Source organism: Endozoicomonas sp. 4G, assembly GCF_023822025.1.
Lineage (GTDB): Bacteria > Pseudomonadota > Gammaproteobacteria > Pseudomonadales > Endozoicomonadaceae > Endozoicomonas_A.
On sequence record NZ_CP082909.1, the window covers coordinates 5,594,688 to 5,620,572 of the forward strand.

General features: G+C 49.2%; 17 protein-coding genes. 4 read left to right on the top strand and 13 right to left on the bottom strand.

The annotated features are described in order from the left end of the window. Positions 1 to 153: 153 nt before the first annotated feature. Positions 154 to 1,941 carry a hypothetical protein gene (locus tag K7B67_RS22150; protein ID WP_252178009.1) on the bottom strand — a complete coding sequence of 596 codons (1,788 nt, stop codon included), beginning with the start codon at positions 1,939 to 1,941 and terminating at the stop codon, positions 154 to 156. A gap of 169 nt (positions 1,942 to 2,110) precedes the next feature. Beyond that, the gene (locus tag K7B67_RS22155; protein ID WP_252178010.1) at positions 2,111 to 3,625 is read right to left on the bottom strand and encodes a hypothetical protein; all 1,515 of its coding nucleotides are present in this window, start codon (positions 3,623 to 3,625) and stop codon (positions 2,111 to 2,113) included. Between the two features lie 316 nt (positions 3,626 to 3,941). On the opposite strand from K7B67_RS22155, the gene K7B67_RS22160 reads away from it, so the two are divergent. Genes K7B67_RS22160 through K7B67_RS22170 form a run of 3 tightly spaced genes read left to right on the top strand, consistent with a single transcriptional unit; the run spans position 3,942 to position 7,216 of the window. Continuing rightward, on the top strand, positions 3,942 to 5,102 hold the full coding sequence (locus K7B67_RS22160; RefSeq protein WP_252178011.1) for a DUF262 domain-containing protein: 1,161 nt from the start codon (positions 3,942 to 3,944) through the stop codon (positions 5,100 to 5,102). Next, positions 5,095 to 6,204: a DUF3696 domain-containing protein gene (locus tag K7B67_RS22165; RefSeq protein ID WP_252178012.1), complete on the top strand. Its 1,110-nt coding sequence runs from the start codon at positions 5,095 to 5,097 to the stop codon at positions 6,202 to 6,204. The genes K7B67_RS22160 and K7B67_RS22165 overlap by 8 nt, the downstream gene beginning before the upstream one ends. A gap of 28 nt (positions 6,205 to 6,232) precedes the next feature. Further along, on the top strand, positions 6,233 to 7,216 hold the full coding sequence (locus K7B67_RS22170; RefSeq protein ID WP_252178013.1) for a hypothetical protein: 984 nt from the start codon (positions 6,233 to 6,235) through the stop codon (positions 7,214 to 7,216). A gap of 233 nt (positions 7,217 to 7,449) precedes the next feature. Here the strand turns inward: K7B67_RS22170 and K7B67_RS22175 are convergent, their stop codons facing one another. The 6 genes from K7B67_RS22175 to K7B67_RS22200 form a co-directional block, all read right to left on the bottom strand. Continuing rightward, a complete protein-coding gene (locus tag K7B67_RS22175) occupies positions 7,450 to 8,868 on the bottom strand; it encodes a C2H2-type zinc finger protein (RefSeq protein ID WP_252178014.1) in 1,419 nt (472 codons plus the stop codon). A 174-nt stretch (positions 8,869 to 9,042) separates the two neighbouring features. After that, complete coding sequence (locus K7B67_RS22180) at positions 9,043 to 9,690, bottom strand: retron system putative HNH endonuclease (protein ID WP_252178015.1); 648 nt, start codon at positions 9,688 to 9,690, stop codon at positions 9,043 to 9,045. Then, entirely contained in the window at positions 9,687 to 10,943 is a 1,257-nt protein-coding gene (locus tag K7B67_RS22185; RefSeq protein ID WP_252178016.1) for an AAA family ATPase, read from the bottom strand. Before K7B67_RS22185 ends, K7B67_RS22180 begins: the two co-directional genes overlap by 4 nt. Positions 10,944 to 11,041: 98 nt before the next feature. Further along, entirely contained in the window at positions 11,042 to 12,235 is a 1,194-nt protein-coding gene (locus K7B67_RS22190) for a glycine betaine/L-proline ABC transporter ATP-binding protein (protein ID WP_252178017.1), read from the bottom strand. Continuing rightward, positions 12,228 to 13,124 carry a proline/glycine betaine ABC transporter permease gene (locus K7B67_RS22195; RefSeq protein ID WP_252178018.1) on the bottom strand — a complete coding sequence of 299 codons (897 nt, stop codon included), beginning with the start codon at positions 13,122 to 13,124 and terminating at the stop codon, positions 12,228 to 12,230. The genes K7B67_RS22190 and K7B67_RS22195 overlap by 8 nt, the downstream gene beginning before the upstream one ends. A gap of 12 nt (positions 13,125 to 13,136) precedes the next feature. After that, a complete protein-coding gene (locus K7B67_RS22200; RefSeq protein WP_252178019.1) occupies positions 13,137 to 14,144 on the bottom strand; it encodes an ABC transporter substrate-binding protein in 1,008 nt (335 codons plus the stop codon). Positions 14,145 to 14,512: 368 nt separating this feature from the next. On the opposite strand from K7B67_RS22200, the gene betT reads away from it, so the two are divergent. After that, entirely contained in the window at positions 14,513 to 16,474 is a 1,962-nt protein-coding gene (gene betT / locus K7B67_RS22205) for a choline BCCT transporter BetT (protein WP_252178020.1), read from the top strand. Between the two features lie 474 nt (positions 16,475 to 16,948). Here the strand turns inward: betT and K7B67_RS22210 are convergent, their stop codons facing one another. The 5 genes from K7B67_RS22210 to K7B67_RS22230 all read right to left on the bottom strand — a co-directional run bounded on the left by K7B67_RS22210 (position 16,949) and on the right by K7B67_RS22230 (position 25,728). Continuing rightward, positions 16,949 to 17,275 (bottom strand): transposase, encoded by a 327-nt coding sequence (locus K7B67_RS22210; protein WP_256484883.1) that lies wholly within the window; start codon positions 17,273 to 17,275, stop codon positions 16,949 to 16,951. Positions 17,276 to 17,380: 105 nt separating this feature from the next. Then, the gene (locus tag K7B67_RS22215; RefSeq protein ID WP_252178022.1) at positions 17,381 to 19,819 is read right to left on the bottom strand and encodes a GH92 family glycosyl hydrolase; all 2,439 of its coding nucleotides are present in this window, start codon (positions 19,817 to 19,819) and stop codon (positions 17,381 to 17,383) included. An 87-nt stretch (positions 19,820 to 19,906) separates the two neighbouring features. Next, positions 19,907 to 22,219 carry a GH92 family glycosyl hydrolase gene (locus K7B67_RS22220; protein ID WP_252178023.1) on the bottom strand — a complete coding sequence of 771 codons (2,313 nt, stop codon included), beginning with the start codon at positions 22,217 to 22,219 and terminating at the stop codon, positions 19,907 to 19,909. A gap of 104 nt (positions 22,220 to 22,323) precedes the next feature. Next, positions 22,324 to 24,735, bottom strand: coding sequence for a GH92 family glycosyl hydrolase (locus tag K7B67_RS22225; protein ID WP_252178024.1), 2,412 nt, complete (start codon positions 24,733 to 24,735; stop codon positions 22,324 to 22,326). Positions 24,736 to 24,777: 42 nt separating this feature from the next. Then, the gene (locus K7B67_RS22230; RefSeq protein WP_252178025.1) at positions 24,778 to 25,728 is read right to left on the bottom strand and encodes a glycoside hydrolase family 18 protein; all 951 of its coding nucleotides are present in this window, start codon (positions 25,726 to 25,728) and stop codon (positions 24,778 to 24,780) included. Positions 25,729 to 25,885: the final 157 nt, after the last annotated feature.

Below are 25,885 nucleotides of genomic sequence, written 5' to 3' on the forward strand. Positions count from 1 at the left end.
CATCATAAGCGCCAATTTTCAGGGGAGAGTTGCTCTGATAACCAGATTGGTGGGCGATCCGTCAGGCGCTTAGCGAACCAATCGTTACCTTGATAAGGTAAGGCGACATCTTCCTTGGAAGTCACCGGTTAGTATCAGCTTAGATAGTGGCTACTACACTTCACCCCCCTTCTTTCTTTTCACGTTAGATGGCAGCTGGTCATGGGCTTTCCTTTTGGGTCTCTGGTCGGCAGGCAGATGGGTCCGTTTGTGCCTTTTCAGATTGCCCTCCTGATTGGAGCTGTAGTTGCAGCCCTCATGGTCACACCAGTAAAGCTTGCTTCTCTGGTCGGTAGGCAGGTGGGTTTGTTTGTGGGTTTTCAGGTTGCTTGCATTGCCGGCGCTGTGGTTGCAGCCCTCATGGTCACACTGGTAAAGCTTCGTTCTCTGGTCGGCAGGCAGATGGGTCTGTTTGTGCTTTTTCAAATCCCGCGCCGAGTCGGTGCTGTAGTCGCAGCCCTCATGGTCACACTGGTGTACCTTGACTCTCTGTTCGGCGGGCAGGTGGGTCCGTTTGTGCCTTTTCAGATTGCCTTCCTGATTGGAGCTGTAGTTGCAGCCCTCATGGTCACACCGGTGAAGCTTGGTTCTCTGGTCGGCAGGCAGGTGGGTTTGTTTGTGGGTTTTCAGATTGCTTGCATTGTCGGCGCTGTAGTCGCAGCCCTCATGGTCACACGGGTGCATCTTGGCTCTCTGTTCGGCGGGCAGGTGGGTCTGTTTGTGCCTTCTCAGATTGCCCTCCTGATTGGAACTGTAGTTGCAGCCCTCATGGTCACACCGGTAAAGCTTGGTTCTCTGGTCGGTAGGCAGGTGGGTTTGTTTGTGGGTTTTCAGATTGCTTGCATGGCCGGCTCTGTAGTTGCAGCCCTCATGGTCACACGGGTACATCTTGGCTCTCTGTTCGGCGGGCAGGTGGGTCTGTTTGTGCCTTTTCAGAGTGCTCTCCTGATTGGTGCTGTAGTCGCAGCCCTCATGGTCACACAGGTGCGCCTTGGGCTGGTCGGCAGGCAGGTGGGTCTGTTTGTGCCTTTTCAGAGCGCTCTCCTGATTGGTGCTGTAGTCGCAGCCCTCATGGTCACACAGGTGCACCTTGGGTCTCTTGATTCTCTGGTCGGCAGGCAGGTGGGTCTGTTTATGTTTTTTCAGGTTACTCTTGTAGTCAGTGCTGTAGTTGCAGCCCTCATGGTCGCACTGATGCACCTTGGGTCTCTTGATTCTCTGGTCGTCGGTGCTGTAAGTGAGTATTTCACTGTCTGAAACGGGCTCCTGCTTAATCTTTTTCAGCTCCAGAGTCGCACCATACTGACTGATTTCATTTGATACTCGAAAGGGGTTGAGTGTCGTGGTTACATACTGAGCACCAGATTCATCTTCGTTTGAACGGATGTCGATGCTTTCATCAGAGGTACCGTTAGTGGCTATTTCACTGTCTGGAACGGGCTCCTGCTTAATGTTTTTCAGTGCCGGAGCCGCACAATACTCACTGATTTCATTGGCTACCCGAAAAGGGTTAAGTGTTGTGGTTTCATACCGAACCTCAGATTCAGCATTAGCGTCGTCTTCATCTTCGTTTAAAAGGTTGTCGCTGCTTTCATCAAAGGTGCTGCTGTCTTCACTGTCAGAACCATTATCAGGGGCTGCCCGACGGTAAGTCTTAGCTATGACGCACCATTCAATGCCCTCTTCTTCTGGTTCCTCGTGCCAGCCTCTAAAGCAAGAGAGCATCAGACTCCCTTTTTGTTTGGCTGTTGCAATGATTTCACTTTGCTGGTTATTTCTTTGCGCCTTGCCAACAGCCGGGGCGAAAAGCAAAGGCATGCTGTTTTCCTGAGTTTGGCCTTTAGAGCAATGCGCAAAAAAGGCGATGGCCAAAATCAAAATCAATGGTTTTTTGGATAGCAAGGTCTGGCTTCCCAGTTATTGAAATGTTTATTTGGAAATCAGGTTAGCCAAAATTCGGGAGGCGGATCATTTTTATGAGTTCGCCAGCCATCCCCGACCTAAAAGGACAGGGTTTTACGCTCATTCGATAAAATTCATTTTTGCATTTGGGCAATCAGTCTGTTGCTGATTACTGCTCGTCACGGCGGCACTTGTTGGCGGCCTCCTCATCACGCTCTTTGCTCAGAACAGTTTCCAACTGCTCAAGCTCAGCAAGAGCCAAGCGTCTGGATGAGTGATCACGCTCAAGAACCATCAGCTCGATGTTGGAAGCACCAGATTCGACAGCCTCCAGCAGTCCCTTCAGGGCGATTTTAATAGTGTCATCGCGACTCATATCGTCCTTGTATTCTCTCTCCAGCAGCTCCAACACAGCCTTGCTCTTCCTTCCGACAGAACAGGCTTTCCAGCTGGAGCATACACCGGAGGGCTCACTCTTCCAGAGCTGAGGAGAGCCATCATTGTTGAACCCACCAACGATACAGGCAACACCGTAAGGGCGACAACCTCCATACTGAGAAGCTTTCTGCTGTACCTCGGCGATGCGACGAGCAATGCAGTTGATATCCATGGCGTCCTCGAAGGACAAACGAAAACTCTGGCACTCCAGCTGAGCCTTTCGGATCAGGGCACGGGCGTCAGCAGACAGACCAGCGAAGGCCAGGTGAGCGTGCTCATCAATTTGGGCGATTTTACGGTTAGTCTGGCTCTGCAGCAGCTGCAACGGCCTCTTTTCCACAGCCAAGACGACGGTGTCAGCAGATTTTACGCCGACCGCGCAGAGACCCAGGCCGACAGCCTCTCCAGCGTACTCCACTTGTAAAAGACGACCGTCTCCAGAGAACAGACGACCGTCTCCAGAGGACGAACCGCCACCAGCAGCCACAATTGTCTGCTGGTTGATCGGTCTTTGCCTTCCAGCCCTTTCGGTAGAAGCTGTGTCGGGTTCCTTAACTATTTGATCAGGATGAAAAGGCTTCTTTCGAATGAAGCGTTTCCATTCGTGCCAACCGCCACCCGCCGGCAGCGATGGGCCGAAAACCTCCGGATAGAGTGACTCAAGAAAGCTCTGGCTGTACCGGCTGAACCACAAGTAGGCTTCAATCCTGCTGATGAACAACAGCTTGCCGTTGTGTTGGATGATGTAAGACAGCTGCCCATTGTCGTCCTGAACATAAAAAGCGGCCCCGTAAATGAATGTAAGAAATCTTAATAACGGGTCATCGGAGAATGAGTTCAGTATCCGTTTATTAGCCCATCCGAAGACGGGTCTGACGCTGTCGGTATCATTCTGAAGGGACTCTGCTTCAATGAGTTGCGGCCAGTTTTCCTCAGCAATATCGCTGACTCTCACCATGGCAGGAAACTCTGAAGGCACCAGCGATGCTGGCAGGCTGTTTTCCGAATCCACCGGGTCGATGTCCGGGGTAATGATCTTAGCCATAGTGACATTAAGATCAGGCAAGCGGTTCTTTGCTTCGGGAATATTTCGGTAAACAGTGGCAATCAGAGGTAAGAGTGAACTTAACGACATCTGTCCGGTAAAACTATTGACGGCCAGTGCTGGCTGTATTGCTGCCAGTTGCATCATAAAACAGGAAAAAAGAAACCTGTAAACAACAAGTGTGTAATATGTTTTCTTCATATCACTCTGGTATCCGTCATCCACCCCACTGTGTTATAGATGGTTCGCTCTTTTTTGCAAGATATTGGCTCCTGACTCCCCACACAGGCGGCATCGATCCAGTGCTATTTCCTGTATCCCTGCCATTCTCTTCAGTATGCTGCAAAATGCACTGAAGAGACTGAACCCTGAAGCTTGTGCAGCGGGTTTTGGATTTACAAGCTGGGTAAGGCTAGAATGATCAGGTTTTCTTTGCTCAGATCAGCAAATTTCCCATGGGGGAAAACTGTGAGAGCATGTAGTAACAGATCTCGTCAAGGATATCCAGGAGCCCGAAATGCCAGTTGATCAGGACGAAGAAAACACCATTGAGCTGGAGGAAGAACAGTTTGAATCGCTGGGCGAGGATAATGATTCTAACCCCGATGACCAGATGCAGCCATTCAACCCCAGCGAGATTGATATAGCTGTCACCCCTGTATCCATGGATAGCTTGATCGAGCGCATGGAGCACGATGAGATAGATCTGAATACAGACTTTCAACGCCGGGCTGAACTTTGGTCGCCCAACAAAATGAGTCGGCTGATTGAATCAATTTTAATCAGGCTTCCTCTACCGGCATTTTATTTTGATGCCAGTGATGAAGATAAGTGGCTGGTTGTTGATGGGTTACAGCGGCTTTCAGCTATACGCAGATTTGTTATAGATAAGAAGAGACCGTTAAGGCTGCATGGGCTTGAGTTTCTTTCAAAGGAACTCCAAGGTAAAACCTATGATGAGCTACCAAGGGTTTATAAGAGACGTTTGAAAGAGTGTCAGGTCACGACCTACCAAATCAGGCCCACTACGCCTACAGAAGTTAAATACAGTATCTTTCAACGTATTAATACGGGTGGGTTGACTCTGAATAACCAGGAAATACGGCACGCAATGGCTAAGCCAAGGGAGCGGGATTTCCTGAAAAAATGCGCAAAAAATCAACACCTGATCATGACCTTGGGAAACCAGTCCCGCCGCATGAGTGACCAGGAGCATGTGCTCAGATTTTTTGCTTTTTTTCAACATGATTTCCAGACCAGCAAAAAGAACATTACGGCATTTCTTGATGACATGCTCGAAGAAATCAAAACGAAAAGTGATTCAGAGTTAGATACGATGAAAATACTGTTTGATACGGCCATTGAGCGCTGTTATCGCCTTTTAGATGATGATGCTTTCTTGAAAATTCTTGATGGCTCCCAAAAACAGAAGCGAAAAAGCAGCACTCTGTTTGAGGTTTGGTCTGTTTGTCTCGGACGATGTAAGCCTGAGGAGTTTGCCATACTGGAGTCCAGCAAAGATGTGGTTAAAGCCCGTAATCGTGAGCTGCTAAAAAATGATACAGAGTTCTTCAATGCAATTACCTATAGCACGCAGAAGGTTGAGAACGTGAGGATTCGACACGATCGAGTTAAAAGCTTGCTTAACCAGGTTTTGACGGAGGCAGGTGATGCTTGAGTATCTGCACATAAAAAACTTTAAAACATTGCTGAATGACGGCTTTCCGTTATCTCAGCTGAATATCTTTTCTGGCCTTAACGGTATGGGAAAATCCTCTCTCATACAAACACTGCTGTTATTGCGGCAGTCCTATGAGAGGAATGTTCTTTTTTCAAAAGGACTGTTGCTCAAGGGCGATTATGCGTCTCTCGGAACAGGGCGGGATGTGCTCTCCCAGGAGAGTGAAGAAGAAGCCATCTGTTTCACGGTGAAATGGTCTGAGCGAGAAGCTGCAACCGCTTTTGTATTTGATTATGCCGCGAAGTCTGACTTGTTACCTGTACAAGGTCGGGTTTCTGTAGATAAAGCTGAAGAGTTGAGCCTTTTCAACCGAAATTTTCAATATCTTAGTGCTGACAGGGTTGCCCCAAAAAGTCATCATGAACTCTCTGAATTTCACATCAATGAGTTGAATTCACTGGGCAACCGGGGAGAGTACACAGTTCATTACATCGCTGACCATGCTGACCAGCCTCTTGAAAATAAAGCCTTGATTCACCCGACGGCTGTTTCTAATGATTTGCTGGCCAATATTGATGCCTGGATGTCTGAAATTGCACCTGGGCTCAAGGTCAAAACGGAAGCTTTACCGCAGTACAACTCCGCCTCTTTGAGCTTTGCCTTTGTACAGGGGAATCAGACAACCAATAAGTTTAAACCTCAGAATGTAGGCTTTGGTTTGAGCTATGTGCTTCCGGTGATTTCCAGTATCCTGCGAGCCAGAGTCGGTGACCTGTTGATTATCGAGAACCCTGAGTCTCATTTGCACCCTGCAGGCCAGGCCGTTATGGGACGATTATGTACACTGGCTGCCCAATCGGGTATTCAGCTGATAGTAGAATCTCATTCTGATCACTTCCTGAACGGTGTTCGTGTTGCCATTAAGGAAAACCTTGCCTCAAAAGAAACGGTTAGCCTGTTTTTCCTTGAGCGGGAGAATAAGGGGAGTGAGCACGCATCGCACATTCGAAAGCCGAAGATCGACGATCAGGGTCGTATTGATGAGTGGCCAAATGGTTTCTTTGATGAGTGGGATAAGCAATTGGAACGGCTTCTATAAATAATGGCTTCTATCAATAAGGTGCTGTATGAGCCAGGTGTTGGTTTTTAATCACCATTCGCTACCCTTTGATAGCCTTTCCACTGCCAGATCGGCAGTGCCGGAGTTTATACGCGTGACGATTCAATGTAGGCATTATGGTTATAACCTGATGCTACTTGATGAGAGTGTAGACCCAGACTGGTTCCAGATGCAGTTGGCTCCAGGCTATGTCTGGAGAAACTGGTATGACGAAGCTTGCAGTGACAGTGACCTGAAAGAGGTTGTACGGGCTTTTCGGAGCCTGAAAACAAGGCAGCCTCTGCTCACGGCGGCTGATCTCGAACAGATCGGCTATTGCAGAGAGGTTGGATTGAAAGAGGACTCAACGGCTCTACCAGCGTTACTTGCCTGCCACATTTATGATTCTTTTCTGATCAGCTTCCCAAGTTGCGAAAAGTGGAAAAAAAGCGAACTTCAGGCTTGGGTGCTGGATTTAGACGAGAGCCACGATGACTTGTCCAAGGCAGAGGTATTGCTACGCAATATCTTTTCATTTAAGTCTTTGGAGTTCCATAAAAGTGCGTTAGAACTTCGTAGAACAGAACAGCTGACGACAGGCAGGAAGCTTTGGAGTCAGCGCAAAGAATTCTTTTACGGCTTAGAGTTCATCGGTGATTTCGGGAGCCAGCTAAAAGCCTGGGGACACAGGGTAGACATACTCAGCAAAGTCAGAGATGCTCTTTTATGCATAAACGACTTTGTGCTTCGATGGAGAGCGGGAGAATTTACTGACTATCAACATGAGCATTTAGCTACCTGCGGCCTTGCTGCAAAAGTGAGTGGTGAATCACCGTCGGTCAACAATGACCCGAAAAAAAGAAAAGAGCGTGAGTTCTGGCTGCCTAAAGGCATAAAGGTGAATTGCCAGAATCATGTGAAATTGCCTGATGGTTATCGGCTTCATTTCTATCCAGAATCCTCAGAAAAAACTATTTACATTGCTTATCTGGGCCCGCACCTTACGCTTTAGTCTTTCTTTGTTTCACTAATCAACCTTTCCTCCGTAGTTCAGTGACTCTCACCTGATGGTGTTTATTCATATTAAACACATGTCGTCCATCGGGGCTGATGGTGGTTAACAGGATCCTCGACTTGCGTCGAATGGTGGCTTTTTTGACCCATTACCCCCTCTCTCCCAAGACCATAAATTTGCATCTCTTTGTCACTGTTGGCGATGGTTAGTATCAGATCAGATAGTGGCTACTACACTTCATTCCCCTTCTTTCTTTTCACGTTAGATGGCAGCTGGCCATGCGCTTTCCTTTTGGGTCTCTGGTCGGCAGGCAGATGGGTCTGTTTGTGCTTTTTCAAATCGCCCACCGAGTCAGTGCTGTAGTCGCAGCCCTCATGGTCACACTGGTGTACCTTGACTCTCTGTTCGGCGGGCAGGTGGGTCTGTTTGTGCCTTCTCAGATTGCCCTCCTGATTGGAGCTGTAGTTGCAGCCCTTATGGTCGCACCGGTGAAGCTTGGTTCTCTGGTCGGCAGGCAGGTGGGTTTGTTTGTGGGTTTTCAGATTGAGTGCATTGCCGGCGCTGTAGTCGCAGCCCTCATGGTTACACTGGTGCATCTTGGCTCTCTGTTCGGCGGGCAGGTGGGTCTGTTTGTGCCTTCTCAGATTGCCCTCCTGATTGGAGCTGTAGTTGCATCCCTCATGGTCACACCGGTGAAGCTTGGTTCTCTGGTCGGCAAACAGGTGGGTTTGTTTGTGGGTTTTCAGATGGCTTGCATGGCCGGCGCTGTAGTCGCAGTTCTCATAGTCACACGGGTGCATCCTGGCTCTCTGTTCGGCGGGCAGGTGGGTCTGTTTGTGCCTTTTCAGATTGCCCTCCTGATTGGAGCTGTAGTTGCAGCCCTCATGGTCGCACAGGTGCACCTTGGGTCTCTTGGTTCTCTGGTCGGCAGGCAAGTGGGTTTGTTTGTGCGTTTTCAGACTGTTCGTCCGGTCGGTGCTGTAGTCGCAGCCCTCATGGTCACACAGGTGCACCTTGGGTCTCTTGACTCTCTGGTCGGCAGGCAGGTGGGTCTGTTTGTGTGTTTTCAGATTACTCTTGTAGCCAGTGCTGAAATTACAGCCCTCATGGTCGCACTGGTGCACCTTGGGTCTCTTGATTCTCTGGTCGTCGGTGCTGTAAGTGAGTATTTTACTGTCTGAAACGGGCTCCTGCTTAATGTTTTTCAGTGGCAGAGCCGCACAATACTGACTGATTTCATTGGATACCCGAAAAGGATTAAGTGTTGTGGTTTCATATCGGACATCAGATTCGGCATTAGCTTCGTCTTCATCTTCGTTTGAACGGTTGTCGCTGCTTTTATCAGAGGTGCTGCTGTCTTCATTGTCAGAACCATTATCAGAGGCTGCCCGACTGTAAGTCTTAGCTATGACGCACCATTCAATGCCCTCTTCTTCTGGTTCCTCAAGCCAGCCTCTAAAGCAAGAGAGCATCAGACTCCCCCTTTGTTTGGCTGTTGCAATGATTTCACTTTGCTGGTTATTTCTTTGCGCCTTGCCAACAGCCAGGGCGAAAAGCAAAGGCATACTGTTTTCCTGAGTTTGGCCTTTAGAGCAATGCGCAAAAAAGGCGGTGGCCAAAATCAAAATCAATGGTTTTTTGGATAGCAAGGCCTGGCTTCCCAGTCGTTGAAATGTTTATTTGGAAATCAGGTTAGCCAAAATTCGGGAGGCGGATCATTTTTATCACCCTTCTTTTTTTTCTTGTTAGATAGCGGGTGGTCATACGCTTTCCTTTTGAGTCTCTTGTCAGCAGGCAGGTGGGCCTGTTTGTGCTTTTTCAGATCAGGCCATGGCCAATTGCCGTTGCAGCACGCTTTTTTCCTGTCTTAAACGGCTGATAATAGCCTGTGAAAAGGGCTCCAGTTTCCCTTGCTCATTCGGTGAGGAGTAAAGCTCAATGAACTCCTCAATATCTTCCACGCTCAACCCCTCATCAAACAACCCGGAATTGGACAGGGCTGCTTTGCGTTGATTCCTGAGCCTGACAGTATTCAAGTTCAAAATATTGATAGCGGCCTGCGCATCGCGGTCCGCTGTGCTGTCAAGTTTTGCGTCTACCTGACCACTGGTGCGATACTCAAATCGCTCCATACAGTTTTCTTGCAATGGTGTCACCGGCAGACACCGATGACCTTTGGCATGACCGCAGTGTTCCTGTTGACAACCACCATTGCAGGAGGCCAGAAAATTGCTGTAAGTCAACTGCTGGCTCTTGTTGCTGTGTTGATCCTGCAAATGCTCTATATGAGCCGTCTTCAGCTCAACACCAGTGCCGCAATAACAGCAAAGCCCCAGTTGATCGTCGATCAGCTGTTGCTTGACTCGGTTATAGAGCACCTGATTCTCAGTAAAATTCTTATAGGTGGCATTGTTGTAGCTCCTGTAAGAGGCCAGCTCAGCAGGTTCTTCCGACTTTCTGATAAATCTCATCGTTCCAACTTCTCTCTGCGCCTGAGCAAAACGCTGGCACGAATGAGTTCCGGGTCATGGCTCAGTATGCCTTTCAGCGCCTCCAGGGAATCACGTGCTTCTTTGGTTCTGTTCTCATCCAGCTGTAAAAACAATTGATCCAGTTTTTCCCGAACCGATGTATTTCGGGAAGATGCATCCATCACCTCTTCAAGCAGATGCGCCGTGTCACGGCCAAACAGCGAATCCTGCAAGTTCTGCACGGGTTCATCCCCATGGATATCCACCACAAAAATTGCGGCATCTCTGGCATCCCCAAGCACCTGTGGGGAATGGGTAGTCACCACAAACTGGCAGCCGGGGAAGGTACGTTCCAGCCCGGGCACTATATCCCGTTGCCAGCGGGGATGAAGGTGCAGTTCGATTTCATCAATCAGGATAATGCCTTCGCCGGTAAGAGGGCGCTCCAACGCCGGGTTTGCCAGGGCCAGGCGTCTGGCGAGATCTCCAACCAATCCCAACAAGCACTTTTCACCATCCGATAGCTGATTGATAACAATGGTTTTTCCTTCTTTTTCAGCCAGCAGGCGCGGAATGGGGTCTTCTCGATCTACGTGGAGTTCCGAAATTTCAGGCAAGAAGGCGCTGATCGCTGACCGAACGGCTTTAAGCTGGGTATCCTGATAATAAAAATTTTTCTGCTTTAGCTTCTGTTGGTTCTCCAAGTCTTCACGGTTTCGGAACCACTCAAAGAAACTATTAAAACTGGACGCCTTGGTAAACGCATTATGAAACGCATCCAGCTGGTCATAATTTTTGCGAGTGGATTCCAGTCTGGTTTCCGTGACTGAACGGTTAGCCGGATAGTAAGCCACTAAAGGTAGAGGCGCGTCAGCGCCTATTTGCATCGCTGTTTGTAATGCTAAGGCCAGGCTGTTCAGCCCATTAAATTCGCTGCTGCCCGAAGCAGGTCGGCCCGGCCTGTTTTTGAACAGGCGCCATTCGGACTTATTTCTGCCCTGAACCACTTCCAGTTTCACGCAGGCGCCATTCGCATCAAAATAAATATCTTGCTCATTGAGGCTAAGCCCCCTGCTGTTTTTGGACTTAATACGGGCAGGTAACCAGGAGAGCATGATAGCGATAGCTTCCAGCAAACTGGTTTTACCTACTCCGTTGCGACCAATAAATATAAGGGTTCGGGCATCGGGAAGAGGCAGGTTCAGTGCCTGGAAGCCCCGAAAGTTATGTAGTTCTAAAGACTTGAGCTTCATCGTTTCCTGTCTTTGGCGTTCATAGATAAGCCTATGCGCTTCTTTCGTTCGAGAACTGAGAATAGCAGTTTTTGGGTTATCCGCTCAAAGCCCGTAAATCAGGCAGCTTGATTCGAGGTCTCGCCTAACACTTCTATCAGATTGGTTCTTGATAATTCACCCTGAAACTCTCCGGTCTCATCGACAACAGGCAGTGGGTACTCCGTTTCCAGAGTGTCTGGAATAACACTTTCAAGAATGGCGTCCGGTGAAACCGCCTCCAGCTCTTCCACCATCTCTTCGCCAAGGGCGTCGCTGGCGTGGGTCTGGGCCGCTTCCTCAAGGGTGTCCTGAAGCACGATGCCCTGGTAGCCCTGTTCATTGAAGTAGTAACCGTATCTTTTTGGCAGCTTTTTCATCTGCTCCAGTGCTTCACCAATGGTGTTGGCGGTGATGCGGTTAACCGGTGGTTGCATCACCGTTTCAACGGTCAGGGCTCTGGCTCGGTTAACGTCTTTAACGAAAGCCTCGACGTAATCCGTGGCAGGATTGAGCAAAATATCTTCCGGCTTACCCAGTTGTACCAGTTCGCCGTCTTTCAGAATGGCGATACGATCACCCAGACGTAGAGCTTCATCAAGATCGTGGGTGATGAAGACGATGGTTTTCTTGAGCTTTTCCTGAAGTTCGATCAGCTGATCCTGCATTTCACTGCGAATCAGTGGGTCAAGGGCAGAAAAGGCTTCGTCCATCAGCAGGATTTCAGCGTTGGTGCAAAGCGCCCTGGCTAGCCCAACCCGCTGTTGCTGACCTCCTGAAAGCTGAGAAGGGAACTGCTTTTCATAGCCTTCCAGACCCACTGTTGCCAACCACTCCTGAGCTTTTTTCTGACGTTCGGCCTTGCTGACCCCCTGCACCTTCAGACCATAACTGACGTTATCAATGACGGAGCGATGGGGTAAAAGGCCAAACCGCTGGAATACCATAGACATCTTGTGTCGTCTGAACTGTTCCAGCTCTCTTTTACCCAGCTTCATGACATTAACACCATCGACAATAATATCGCCCTCGGTGGGGTCAATCAGTCGATTGAAGTGCCGGATCAGAGTGGATTTGCCCGAACCGGACAGGCCCATGATGACAAAGATCTCTCCCCGGTTAATGGTCAGGTTGATATCCTTGAGACCCAGGCCGTGATGAGTCTGTGCCAGTAACTCGTTCTTGCCCAGACCCGACTTAACTTGCCCTAAAACCCGTTCAGGCGTCTTGCCGAAAATCTTGTAGAGATTGCGCACGCAGATCAGCTCAGACATGGGAACCCTCACGGTATTGTTGGCTTCGTTTTGCCCAGGCTTGTGAAACCCGGTCAAACATGATGGCAAGGGCAACAATGGCCAGACCATTCAGGAGGCCCAAGGTGAAATACTGGTTGGTAATGGATTTGAGCACCGGTTGCCCCAGTCCTTTAACGCCGATCATGGAGGCGATAACCACCATGGCCAGCGCCATCATAATGGTCTGGTTGATGCCCGCCATAATATTGGGCATGGCCAGCGGTAGTTGGACGCCTGTCAAGCGTTGCATCGGACTGGCACCAAACGCCGTGGCGGCTTCCAGGGCTTCTTTATCCACCAGACGAATGCCCAGATTCGTCAGGCGAATCACTGGCGGAATGGCATAAATAATAACGGCGATCAGACCCGGGATTTTGCCAATGCCCAGCAGCATCACCACCGGAATAAGATAGACAAAGGCAGGCATGGTCTGCATGACATCCAGTATCGGGGTGACAATGTTCTGAACCCGGTCAGAGCGAGCCATCAGTATGCCGATGGGAATGCCCAGCAGGATGGCAAGCACCGTGCAGACGGTAATCATACTCAGGGTCCGCATGGTATCTTCCCACATGCCAAAATAACCAATGGCCAGCAATGAAAGTGCTATGACTCCGGACAATTTCCAGGAACGGCTGGCGGCATAGGACAGACCGACAAGCACTGCCAGAACCAGCCACCAGGGCGAATTCAGCAGTAACTGCTCAAATCCGGACAGGAAACTCAACAGAGGATCAAAGAACGCTTCTATTGAGTCGCCATAAGTACGTGAAAATTCCCGGTAAGCACCATCCAGGGTTTTTCTGATCGAAATAAGGTCACTGCGGTCCATTTCCGGAAACTCAGTCAACCAGGATTTTTCAGACATAATGGATTTTCCTTAGAGGCTGGACAGCGCCTCCTTCACTTTATCGGCCACGGGGTCTGAAACCCATGACTGCCAGATGTGTGGGTAATGTTTCAGGAAATGCTCCATGGCTATTTCACCGTCCGCCTGGTTGTCTTCCATCCAGGCCAGCAGCTTGTTCATATCAGCATTGGTGAAGGCGCGTTTACCAACGTACCCAAAAGCATCAGGAGACTGGCTGGCGAAAGACTCGGTGGTAACTGAGTGAACGGCTGAAGGTGGATACATTGTCACCTTTGGGGATTCGCAGTCAGGCTTACTGGTGCAGGTCATGTATTCGTCTTTATCAACGCCACTGCCAAAGTCAACTTTGACCATTTCATATTTGCCAAGAATGGCGGTGGGTGCCCAATAGTAACCGAACCAGGCGTCATTACGTTCGTAGGCTTTTGCCAGCGAGCCGGACAGGCCTGCCCCTGAGCCGGGATCGATCAGTTCAAAACCTTTGTCTTCCAGATTCAGCGCACGAAACAGGTTGCTGGCGGTAATCTGGCAGGTCCAGCCCGCCGGGCAGCCATAAAAAGCACTTAACCTGGCGTCTTCCGGGTGCTCGAATAATGCAGCTTTTTTGATAATGCCATCGATAGTGGCCAGGGATGGGTCCTTATCCACCAGATATTTGGGAACCCAGAAACCCTCTTCGCCACCATCAGACAGTGAGACACCGGCGAGGCGCAAACGTTGTTCTGATATTCCCTGATCCAGAACATCTTTAACACTGTTGCTCCATAACTCAGGGGCAATATCGGGTTCACCTTTTTCAACCATGGAGGTGCTGGTGGGCACAGTATCGCCGGGCACCAGCTCGGCATCGCAGCCAAAGCCATGGGTGAGAATGAACTGGTCAACATGGGCCATCAGCGAGGCTGAGTTCCAGTTCATGTCGGCGATGGTGACTTTTCCACAGGAAGGGGCAGAGAGGGCGGTTCCGGATAACGAAAGGAGTGCAGCAGCACCCAGGGTTTTGACAGCTTTTTGCATTGAGTTGCACCTGTAATTGTTATTGTCGGCTGCTTTTATAACCAGAGGTTTTTATAAAAATCGGATATATAGATTACCTTTCTAACGATAAGAGTTCAAAGTGAGTTCCTCTCAGAAAGCCAGCGCACCGACCTCCAGAAGCGAAATAGCATCAAAGAAACAAACACAGTTTGACCACTAAGCATTAGATCGGTAGGCTTTTTTTCTGCTAATTCACCTGAAATTGTCTATCATCGGTTTCAAGGAACCTGGCCCTCTGAAGGGCGGGGTATCCTGTTGAGGTAAAACGATGATCTTGAATCCTTCCTTCAAACCACTTCAGTCAGACAATGTATTGATTGTACTGACTTCGGGAGCTTCCCATCTTTATGTCTGACCCCTCCGAATCACGTCACAATCTTAATTTGCCGGTCTTTGTTGGCGCATCCAGTATCATACTTCTGGTTGTCGCCTTTACAGCCCTGTTCCCCAAGCAGGCCGAGCTTTATTCCACTGTCCTGCAAACCGCCATAATGACCAATGCCAGTTGGTTTTATGTGGCGGCAGTTGCCGTTATCCTTATTGGCGTCGTTGTTGTCGGCCTCTCCCGTTATGGCGATATCAAGTTAGGCCCTGACCATTCTGAGCCAGATTTCAGCTTTGCTTCCTGGTTTGCCATGCTGTTTTCAGCCGGAATGGGGATTGGCCTGATGTTCTTTGGCGTGGCGGAACCCGTCAAGCACTTCCTCTCACCGCCCGTGGGTGATCCGGCCTCCATTGAATCCGCACGGGAAGCCATGCGCATTACCTTTTTCCACTGGGGGTTTCATGCCTGGGCCATCTACGCCATTGTCGCCCTGATACTGGCATTCTTTGGTTATCGTCATGGCCTGCCTTTAACCCTGCGTTCAGCCCTTTACCCGATAGTGGGTGATCGTATTCACGGTGCGATTGGGCATGTTATTGATGTCTTTGCCATTCTGGGTACGACTTTTGGTGTGGCGACAGCACTGGGTTACGGTGTGCTCCAGGTCAACTCGGGCCTGAATTACCTGTTTGATATTGATGTCAGCACCTATGTTCAGGTGATTCTGATCGTAGTGATTACCGCCCTGGCCACGCTTTCTGTCGCTTCAGGGCTTGATAAAGGCATTCGTCGTCTATCTGAGATTAATCTGCTGTTGGCACTGCTGCTGATGGCCATGGTCATTATCCTCGGGCCGACCACTTTGCTGTTGCAGTTGCTGGTGCAGAATATTGGTAGTTATCTGTCCGATATTGTCGACAAAACGTTCAACCTGTACGCCTACGAACCCACCGACTGGCTGGGCGGCTGGACTCTGTTTTACTGGGCATGGTGGTTGTCCTGGTCACCTTTTGTCGGCATGTTCATTGCCCGTATCTCCAGGGGCAGAACCATTCGCGAGTTTATCTCTGGCGTGCTGTTTGTCCCAGCCGGTCTGACCTTTATCTGGATGACGGTATTCGGCAATACATCTATCGATCTGATTATGAACCACGGCGCCACCGATCTGGCTGACATTGTTCAGGTCGATGTCTCTCTGGCGCTCTTCAAGTTCCTGGAATACTTCCCGGCTACCGAAATTCTGTCTGGAATCGCTATCATCATGGTGGTGGTGTTCTTTGTCACCTCTTCTGATTCCAGTGCCATGGTGATTGATATGCTGGCTTCCAGCGGGGAAGGCAAAACTCCGGTCTGGCAACGTGTGTTCTGGTCTTCATTGATTGGTCTGGTGGCTCTGGTGCTGATGCTGGCCGGTGGACTCAAGGCGCTCCAGACCGCCACGATTGCCACGGCTCTCCCCTTCTCAATCGTATTGCTGGTGTCCGGCTATGGATTATTAAAAGCACTGGCACTGGATGCCGCCAAGAAAGAGAGCCTGACCCAAACCACACTGGCCCCGAGTCATGCCAATGTGTCCATTCCATGGCAAACCCGGTTGCAGAATATTACCCATTTCCCTGAGCGCAAAAGTGTCAGGGTTTTCATGAGAAGTGTGGTGCTGCCCGCCATGAAATCCCTGTCCAGGGAGCTGGAAGAGCAGGGTGTGGAAACCGACATCAACTTTGACCGGGACAAAGGCATTGTCTCGCTGAATGCTTTCCATGGTGAAGAGCAGGATTTTCTCTACAAGGTCAGTCCACGTTCATACGTGCAACCCAGCTTTGTTATTGATGACGAAGAAGAAAGCAAATATTACCGGGCAGAAGTCTTCTTGAGAGAGGGTGGCCAGGACTACGACATCATGGGTTGGACTAAAGAGCAGGTGATTGGCGATATTATTGATCAGTATGAGAAACACATGCATTTTCTGCATATGGTTCGTTGAGTGATATCGTTGGCCAGCAGCTCCCGTTGCTGGCCAAGCCATTGGGCTCAATCCCACCCCCGCCAACAACTTGCATCCCCCTCTTCAACTGCTATTCTCAAACCTCAAACAAAAAACCACTAGCCCGGATATTTCATAAATGAGCAGCAGACTTTGATTCAGGTGGTTCATTCTACCCACCACACCAGTCGGCTGCTTAAAAACTCATTGATTTTGCCTTTATTGGCAGTCTAAGTCTCTGAATCGGTTGTTTTGTGGCCAATTACCCAATTTTAAGCCGAGCAACCTCCCCAAAGGACCCAGCTCTGGTTTCTCACCCAATCTTGATAGCAGGAAATAGACTTACCCTGGCTTGAGCGATGGCTTTGAATAAAAGAATTCTGTCACATGCTGTAAAAGCCCCTTGAATGGACAGCTGCGGGGTAGATGCAATTTGATCCGGTCTTTGTAGCTTCATCCAACAATTCTTTGGCTTTAGGGCGCAAGGCTGTCTTGTGACCGGCTCCTTATACCCAGCACATAATCGGAATGGGGATCATCCTGAACAACCCTCATCAGTTCTGGCTGGGAAAAGTGACTGTCCCCTCGCACCAGCAGATGAGTTTTTGGCCATTTTTTTCGGAGCAGTCCAATGATACGTTTGAGAATGGCTGCATTTTCCTTACCGGTTGGTGTTTTTCCCGGGCGTAAGATAGCTGTGATCAGCTTGCCGCTAATTCCCTCAAAAACCAGCAGAGGCAGATAGCAATAATCATTGTACTTGGCATTGAACAGGTTCATCTGCTGACTGCCGTGGGTGATCGTTGGCGTGTATGAATTCTGTCTCTGTCAGGTAAAATGGCAGGCCATTCTCGTTCAGGCTTCCTGTGAGTGCCAGCGTATTTTGCTGACACTCGATTTATGAAATCAAGACTCAGAAAGGCCTGATGGTGGTACGGAGTCAGGAGCAGAAGCCCAGTTCTTATTGGGTTCGTTATACATCACGAACTTCAGCTCACCACCGTTCATGATTTCCTCATGGCTGATCCAGGAACGATCCAGTACTTCACCATTGAGTGTTGCAGATTGAATGTAGATATTCTCATCCGAAACATTTTCAGCGATGACGGTAAAGGACTTGTTGTCTGGCAGGTTCAGGGTCAGTTCAGGGAAGATGGGTTTACCAATGGCATAAACACTGTTTGCAGGGTTAACCGGGTAGAAGCCCATGGCTGAAAAAACATACCAGGCAGATGTCTGACCGTAGTCGTCATTACCGCAAATACCTTCCGGGGTATCGTCGTAGCAGACATTGATGACTTCATTGAGCCATTTCTGGGTTTTCCAGGGTGACTGAACATAGTTGAACAAATAAGGTACGTGCATATCAGGCTCGTTACCCTGTACGTACTGCCCTACCATTCCAGTACTGAAAATAGGCAGGTGATCCTTATTTTTGGGCTCGGTTCCAAACATCAGGTCCAGACGCTTTTCCATAACATCGGGGCCGCCCAGCTTGTTGATAAGGCCATCAATATTATGGGGAACCGACGCAAAGTAGTGCCAGCCATTACTTTCACTGAAGCCAATAGAGCCAGAATCCTGATCACTGTCATCCCGGTGGTATTGCTCAGGGTTGAAATCTGGAATGAAGGAGCCATCTGCCAGTTTGGGCACAAACCAGCCGCCGGGGATATCAATCAGGTTGCCGTGCTCATCTTTGTGCTGAACGACGACATTATCGTCGAACTGGTTTTTCCAGTTGTCTGCACGATTAAAAAATTCGTCAACCTCAGACTCATCCTTGCCGAGTCGTTTAGCGATGACGGCAACACTCCAGTCATCGTAAGCATACTCCAGCGTTTTCGATGCAGCCCAGTCATCGGTATCCGATTCACCTTTTGTTATGCCGTAGTGCACATAACCATCGTTGATGTACTGAGTCATACCCGGTATGGACTCATTTCTGGCGGTATCTGCCATAGCCTGATAAGCCCGTTCACGATCAAAATCACCAATATCTTTGATGATGGCATCAGCAATTACCGGCAAGGCGTGATACCCCTGCATCATATTGGTTTCGTTCCCTTTTAATGACCAAACAGGCAGTAGGCCGGTTTCGTCGTAATGAGCCAACATGGACTTCACCATGTCGTCTACACGCTCTGGCTCCAGAATGGTGTAGAGTGGATGGGCAGCTCGATAGGTATCCCATAGAGAGAAAGTGTCGTAGCGATCAAACTCTTCTGCTTTTTGAGTCTGATGGTCAGCACCTTTGTACTGCCCATCAATATCTGAATGCAGGGTCGGACCTAAAAGTGAATGATAGATTGCGGTGTAAAAAATACGTTTTTCGTCGTTGAAGCGTTCATCTTCAGTAGGAATCTCAACTTTTTCCAGTTCTTTTTCCCAAAGCACGGTTGCACGCTTATGGGCACCCTCAAAGTCCAGATCTTGAGCTTCGGCTGCCAGGTTTTTATAGGCACCGTCAATGCTGACGGAAGACATGGCAACTTTAACTTCAATTTCGGTTTTTGCTGCCGTGGTCTCAAACTCAAGATAAGCCCGTGTATAGTCTTTTTTAACCTGATTTCCTGGGATTTCAGTACCGTCTTCACCGTATGAGTAAGCAAACAGACGGTGAGCCTTGAAGGGTTTGGAAAACTTGATAACAAAGTATTCACGCTGGTCTGCAGCCCAGCCCTCAGACATTCGATAGCCTTCCAGGGTCTGGTGATCCACAACCCGAATCATGGTTTCGGTCGGCAGATCCCAGTTCATGGTATGGCCCGGATCTATGACGATTTCGGAGCGGTCATCGGTCGGGAAAGTGTATCGGTGGAAGCCGACACGCTCTGTACTTGTCAGCTCGGCATTGATCTCGTAATCCTTGAGCATGACCTGATAGTATCCGGCAGTGGCCGTTTCATTTTCATGGTCAAATTCTGACGCTTCCTTATTACCTCTCAACAGGTCAGAGCGGCTGTTGACCGGCATGACCCGCAGGTCATACATATCTCCCGCACCGGTGCCGGAAAGGTGAGTATGGGAAAAGCCAATCATTTGCTGCAGATCGTCGTAATAGAAATAGCCGCTAATGTAGTCCCAGCCACTGACGCCATTGTCAGGGCTGAGCTGGATCATGCCATGAGGCACAGTAGCTCCCGGATAAGTGTTGCCCAGTCCGCCGGTGCCGATGGTGGTATCGACATATTGAGTCAGAGAGGTTTCAGGAGGGGCGTTGATGACGGTGCTTTCGTCATCACTGGAATCACAGCCAGCTAGCGTCCCAAGAACGGCAGCAATCGATACGGCCAACAAAGACTTTCTTAGCAAAGATTTTCTTAACAAAGCTTTTCTTAGCATTGTATTGTGTACCTTTTCTTTTTGAGGGTGTGCCATCATGGAACCTGCCATAAGTCCGACAGGCTCCAGGGTGTGGTGCTGATCGTATTAGAGGTTATCCGGTCTGGTATTGGTCATGACGAACCGGAGCTCACCGCCAGCCACTATGTCGCTGTGCCTGAAGGTGTTGTTTTCCCCCAGAGGCTGGCCGTTGATGGTGACTTCCTTGATGTATCGGTTGGCAGGGCTGTTATTAACGGCAGTGATCGTGAACTCACCGTCAGGCAGTTCAATGACTGCCTCATCGAACAATGGACGACCAATGGAGTACTCCGGAATCCCCGGGGTTACCTGATAGAAGCCCATAGCACTCATCACATACCAGGCTGACACCTGGCCTACATCTTCGTTACCGACCAGACCCTCAGGTGTTGGCTGGTAAAATTCACGCATAATCTGGTCAAGGTACTCCTGAGCCATCCAGGGTTCATCAGTGCGGTTCCATAGATAAGCGATGTGATGGGAAGGCTCATTGCCGTGAAGGTACTGACCAATAAAACCGGTCATATCAGGCAGGTCTTCTCCGCTGGTACTTTCTTCGGCTTCGAACAGGGCTCTGAGGTCGGTTTTAAATTGCTCAGGTCCACCGATCAGGGTTTCCAGGTGGTCGAAGTCATGAAAAATTTGCCATTTCCACTGCCAGGCATTCCCTTCAGTAAAGGCAAACTCGTCAACGTAATAAGGATCAAACTTCTCCTGATCTTCAGGGAGGTAGAAGGTGCCATCCAGATTTTTGGCACGGAAGAATCCTGTTTCTTTATCCCAGTAATGCAGGTAGTGCTCAGACCTTTTGAGATACTCTTCCTGTCTGTCGGTATCTCCCGCTACCCGGGCGATTTCAGAGACGGCCCAGTCGCCATAGGAATATTCGAGCCCGTAGGAAGCAGAGTTCCAGTATCCGTAGCGAACCCAGCCATTATCGATGTGATCCTGCATCTGTAGATCCTGAACAAACTGGAGAATGTCGGGATCCCAGTCAGGAAAACGGCTTAAGTCGTAAGTGGTAGACGTCACAACAGCATCCAGGGCGGCATTTACATCAATGTCAAAGCCTTTGGTAATGGCGTCAGCGATAATAGAAACGGAGGGGTAGCCAATCATGGTTCCAGTGTAATGACCATAAAGCTCCCACTTGGGCAGCAGTCCGCCATCCTGTTGCTTGCGGATCAGGTCGTTGACGTAATCTTCAGCTTTATCTGGATTAATGATGGTCTGCAGTGGGTGGAATGCCCTGAAGGTATCCCACATGGAGTAGACGGTGTAGTTGGGTAGATCTCCGGCATTCTTGATCTCCTTGTAGGGGTACATGGAACGATAATCGCCATCGACATCCTGAGAGATCATGGGGGAGATTTGAGTGTGATACAGGGCGGTATAGAAGTTGATTTTCTCTGCTTCGGTGCCCCCTGAGACATCCACTGCAGAAAGCTCGTCGGCCCAGGCTTTTTCGGTATCAGCCAGAACGTTATTAAAGCCCCAATCCGGAACCTCTGTTTTCAGGTTGAGCTCAGCTCCTTCCATGTCAGTGGATGATATACCCATCCTTATTTCCAGAGGTTGATCGGATGGGGCAAAGCTCAGGTAGGAAACCAGCCCTTTGGCTTCAATCAGGCCATCTTCTTTGCTGAGTAATACCTCATTGCCGTCAGCAAGCAGGCGGGCATCGGTGATGGGGGCAGAGAACTTTACATAAAAGTAAACGCTCTGGTCTCTGGACCAGGCATCGCTCTTACGGTGGCCCCGCAGAGTGTACTCATCCACCATCTCGATCTCATTCAGCAGAGATTCATTGCCCCAGCTCTTGTTCAGTGTGTGCTCAAGATCCAGTTTAATCTTACGCTCTGATCCACTTGGAAAGGTGTAGCGATGGTAGCCCACACGAGGTGATACCGTCAGCTCAGCAAGAATATTTGAGCGATTCAGTTTGACGGAGTAATAACCAGGGCTGGCTTTTTCATTGGCTTTATCGAAAGTGTTGTAGGTGTCGTTACTGTTATCGGTAAACGGCAGAATAAGAATATCACCCAGATCCGTAATACCTGTACCACTCAAATGTGTATGACTAAAGCCGTATACCGGGATATCTTCCTGAGTCCCGTCATCGAAGTAACCGGAAGCTGAGCCCCAACCTTCCATGGTGGTGTCAGGGCTTAACTGAACCATGCCGGAGGGGGAAGCCGCCCCTGGGAAAGTATGTCCGTCTGGTCCTGTGCCTATAAAGGGGTCAACATAACCAAGTACTTCGTAGACGGGGCGTTCTGAAGAACCCGTGTTCGTTTCGTTATCGTTGGAATCACAACCTGTCAGTCCGGCGAGAGCAGCAGTAATGGTCATTGCCATTATATTTCTTTTCAGAAGCATAAAAACGTCTTACGTCCTGTTTTCTGAGAGTAGAAGGGGAGAAGAGAAGTCGGACTTCTCTTCAAGTGCTGGAAACACAAATTGAAAACACAAATAAAGAGCCCTTAACGAAGTTCTTTATTGGGGGTGTCACTCATTACAAAGTGCAGATTGCCACCGGGTTTGATGTCTTCATGCTGGAAAGTGAAGTTTTCATCCAGTGGTTCACCGTTAATGGTGACTTCCTGAACATACAGATTGTCCGGCCCATTGTTTTCGGTGGTGATAGTGAATTCACCTTCTGCCAGCTGGATAGTCACTTCGTCGAAGAGCGGTCGGCCGATGGTGTAAGTTGGATCTGCCGGTGAAATCTGATAAAAGCCCATGGCTGTCATCATGTACCAGGCCGACATCTGGCCCACGTCTTCATTGCCGGGGATGCCTTCTGGTGTGGGCAGATAAAGTGTGTCGAGGATCTGATCGAGATATTCCTGAGTTTTCCAGGGCTCCAGAGTGTAGTTGTACAGGAAAGGCACATGGTGATCGGGCTCGTTGCCTTGAACATACTGACCAATTTTGCCGGTCATATCGCCGGTATCATTGATGCCATTGGGGTCGGCATTAAACAGGGCGTCCAGATTTTGGCGAAAGCTTGCTTCATCCCCCATTATTTCCATCAACCCATCAATGTCATGGGGGACAAACCAGGACCACTGCCAGGTACTGCCTTCCGTAAAGTCCTCGCCGCGATGTTCAGCGACATAAGGGTTGAAGATATCCTGATTTTCTTCAGTACACTGTCCCTCTCCTGAGCAGTCATTGAAGGTCCAACTGCCATCCCGATTTTTCGGTCGCATAAATCCTGTAGCGCCGTACTCTGCGTAATAAGCTGGATTATGGTCGAAATAGTTTTTGAAGGATTCTGAGCGTTTGATATAGCGATCGTACTGCCCCTCATCGCCAGCGAGTTTGGCTATCTGGGCAATGGCCCAGTCGTAATAAGCATTCTCCAAACCATAAGAAACCGTTTCATTAACGATGGTGTCGTATATATCAGCGGGGTTCTTGCGAATATCGGCACCGATAAAGCCATCGCTTTCCTGATATTCGGAATGACGGGTCATAACGTGCCAGCGTTTATCACCATTCCATTCGTCTACGTAAGGAATCCAGTCATGAGTGATTTCCGGGTGCCAGTTGGAGCTGATTAATGCGGCTTCCAGTGCATCTTTGAAATCCTGTTGGGTAAAAGCTTCTGGATATTTGACCATGGTATCGGCAATGATGGAGACAGAAGGATAACCAGGCATTTCACCGGTATAGTCTGAGTGGAGTTCCCACTTTGGCAGTACATCGCCTTTTTTGAATTTGTTGATCAGGTCGTGAACGTACTCAATAGAACGCTCTTTTTCTGTGATGGTTTTCAGAGGGTGAGCTGCCCGGAAAGTGTCCCACATCGAATACACGGAATAGTTCGGTCGATTCGGATCAGTCTGATAGGACTGGCCATCCATTCCCCGGTATTGGCCGTCCACATCCTGATAGAGAAAGGGGGCAAAATAGGTATGGTACATGGAGGTGTAGAAATTGGTTTTTTCTGCCTCGGTTCCGCCTTCGAGTTCAATCTTGCTCAGCGTTTCAGCCCAGGCATTCGCTGCATCCTGACGAATCTGATCAAATGCAAAGCCGTCTGTTTCTGCATCGATGTTGGCCTTGGCGCCATCAATACTGTTGGGTGAAATGGCGATCTTCATGCCCAGCTGTTGATTGCCCTGCCCAAAGTCCAGAAAAGCAATGACATCGCGGCTGTCCTCAATATTTAGATCATCGGTATTCTCACCTTCATCCATGGCCATGTATTTAACAAAAGGCTCAGTGAATTCAGCATAGAAATAAACGGTCTGGTATTGAGCCCATTCATTGCTCACTCGTTTGCCCGCAATGGCGTTATCACCGATGATCTGGAAATCAATTTCGCGGCTGTGGTTACCATAGGTTTCTTGTAGCTCATGACCCAGGTCGAGCTTGAGTTTGCGACTTTCACCCTCAGGGTAAGTGTATCGGTGCAGTGCAACTCGCTTGGTAACGGTCAGCTCAGTTCTAATATCGCTGTCATCGAACTCTACGGAGTAGTAGCCTGGAGAGGCTTCTTCATTCTCTTTACTGAACTTGGCCGGGCCTGATTCAAAATCAATGAAAGGAAGAAAGGCAAAATCATTCAAGTCGCCCTTGCCCGCACCTGAGAGATGGGTAGTACTGAAGCCGCTGATGGTGTCTTTCCAGTATTTGTAATCACCAGCGGTGCCATCTTCATTGATCGAGTCAGGACCGGGTTGAATCATGCCTTCCGGATAAACGGCCGATGGTGTGGTATTGCCCGTGGCATCGGTACCAATAAACGGATCAACGTATTTAAGAATTTCTGGCTCAACATAGCCACCCTGTGTTGTATTGCTATTACTGCTGTTGTCATCACAACCACTGAGGCTGGCCAGAACCGCAGTCACAGCAACCGCGGTTATACTCTTTTTAAACATTTTTTCACCCTGAAGAATATTGAAAACACTATGTGTCGTGTATTACTGACGGCCCATTTGCTCCCACATGTCTTCGGTGATTTTGTAATGAGGTGTCCCCATCTGATCCATACTGTCGGTATCCATACGCCATGCGAAAATACCCTGGGTATTATTTTCCCGGGCGACTTTGATGAACGCTTCAGGATCATCAGCTGGCCGGTTGTAGCTCTCACTGCTCATACCAATCATCATTTTGTCGGTTTCAACACCGGTAGCCTTGAAGTCATCAATGAAGTGGAAGCGATCGCCCCAATAGGTTTGCAGATTGATGTAGTCGAACAGACTATTAACCAGAGTGCCGTTCCATACGCGCAGAGAGGTGTGGTCAGGAGTGATAGTGAATAGATAATCTTTGCCATCTTCTACGGAAGCTCGCTCAAGATGATCGTGTACTGTCTGAGCCAGGGTTTCAAATTGTGGCAGGGTGATCTGGTCTGTCTCGATCTCGTAGTCCATGTCATAGCCATCCAGGCCATGCTTTCGGATAAAAGAGACCACACTTTCTGCAAAGACTTCAGGGTTTTGAGCCGCTTTCCAGTAACCATTCTGATTCCAGCCCTGAGAAATCAGAATCTGTACGCCCGGATTCTTTTCACGGGCAGCCGATACCAGCTGATTGATGCGGTCCTTGTCGGTATCGCCAGGCTTAACCTTTTCACCGCTACGGGCGTTTTCATAACCCAGTTCGTAGGCGCCGTCACCGTCTTCATCGTAAGGATGAGCAAAGGCAATATAGAGAAGGTCAGTTTTGTCCAGTGGGGTCTCTTCGCGCAGTCGTTGATCCCAGTTGAGGTCGAAAATGCCGAAGAAATGAGCAACTTTGTCACTGCCTTGAGCAGTAGAGTACTCCAAAGAACTGTTGGTAACACAGCCTGAAAGTGTGGCTGCCATAGCGGTAATGCCCAGACTCAGGCAGATGGTTTTTATGGATTTTGAGAGAGGGCTCAGCATTGATGACTCCTGTAAAACATAACTGTCGTTTAATGGTCTAAGGTTTTTTTTTGAGGGATTAAGGCTCTGCGTGAGCAGAGCTATTAATGTTTAGAGAGCTCTGGCAGCTTTTTCAGACATGAGAGCTCCCATGACCTTCCCAACAGGGAAGGCCGGT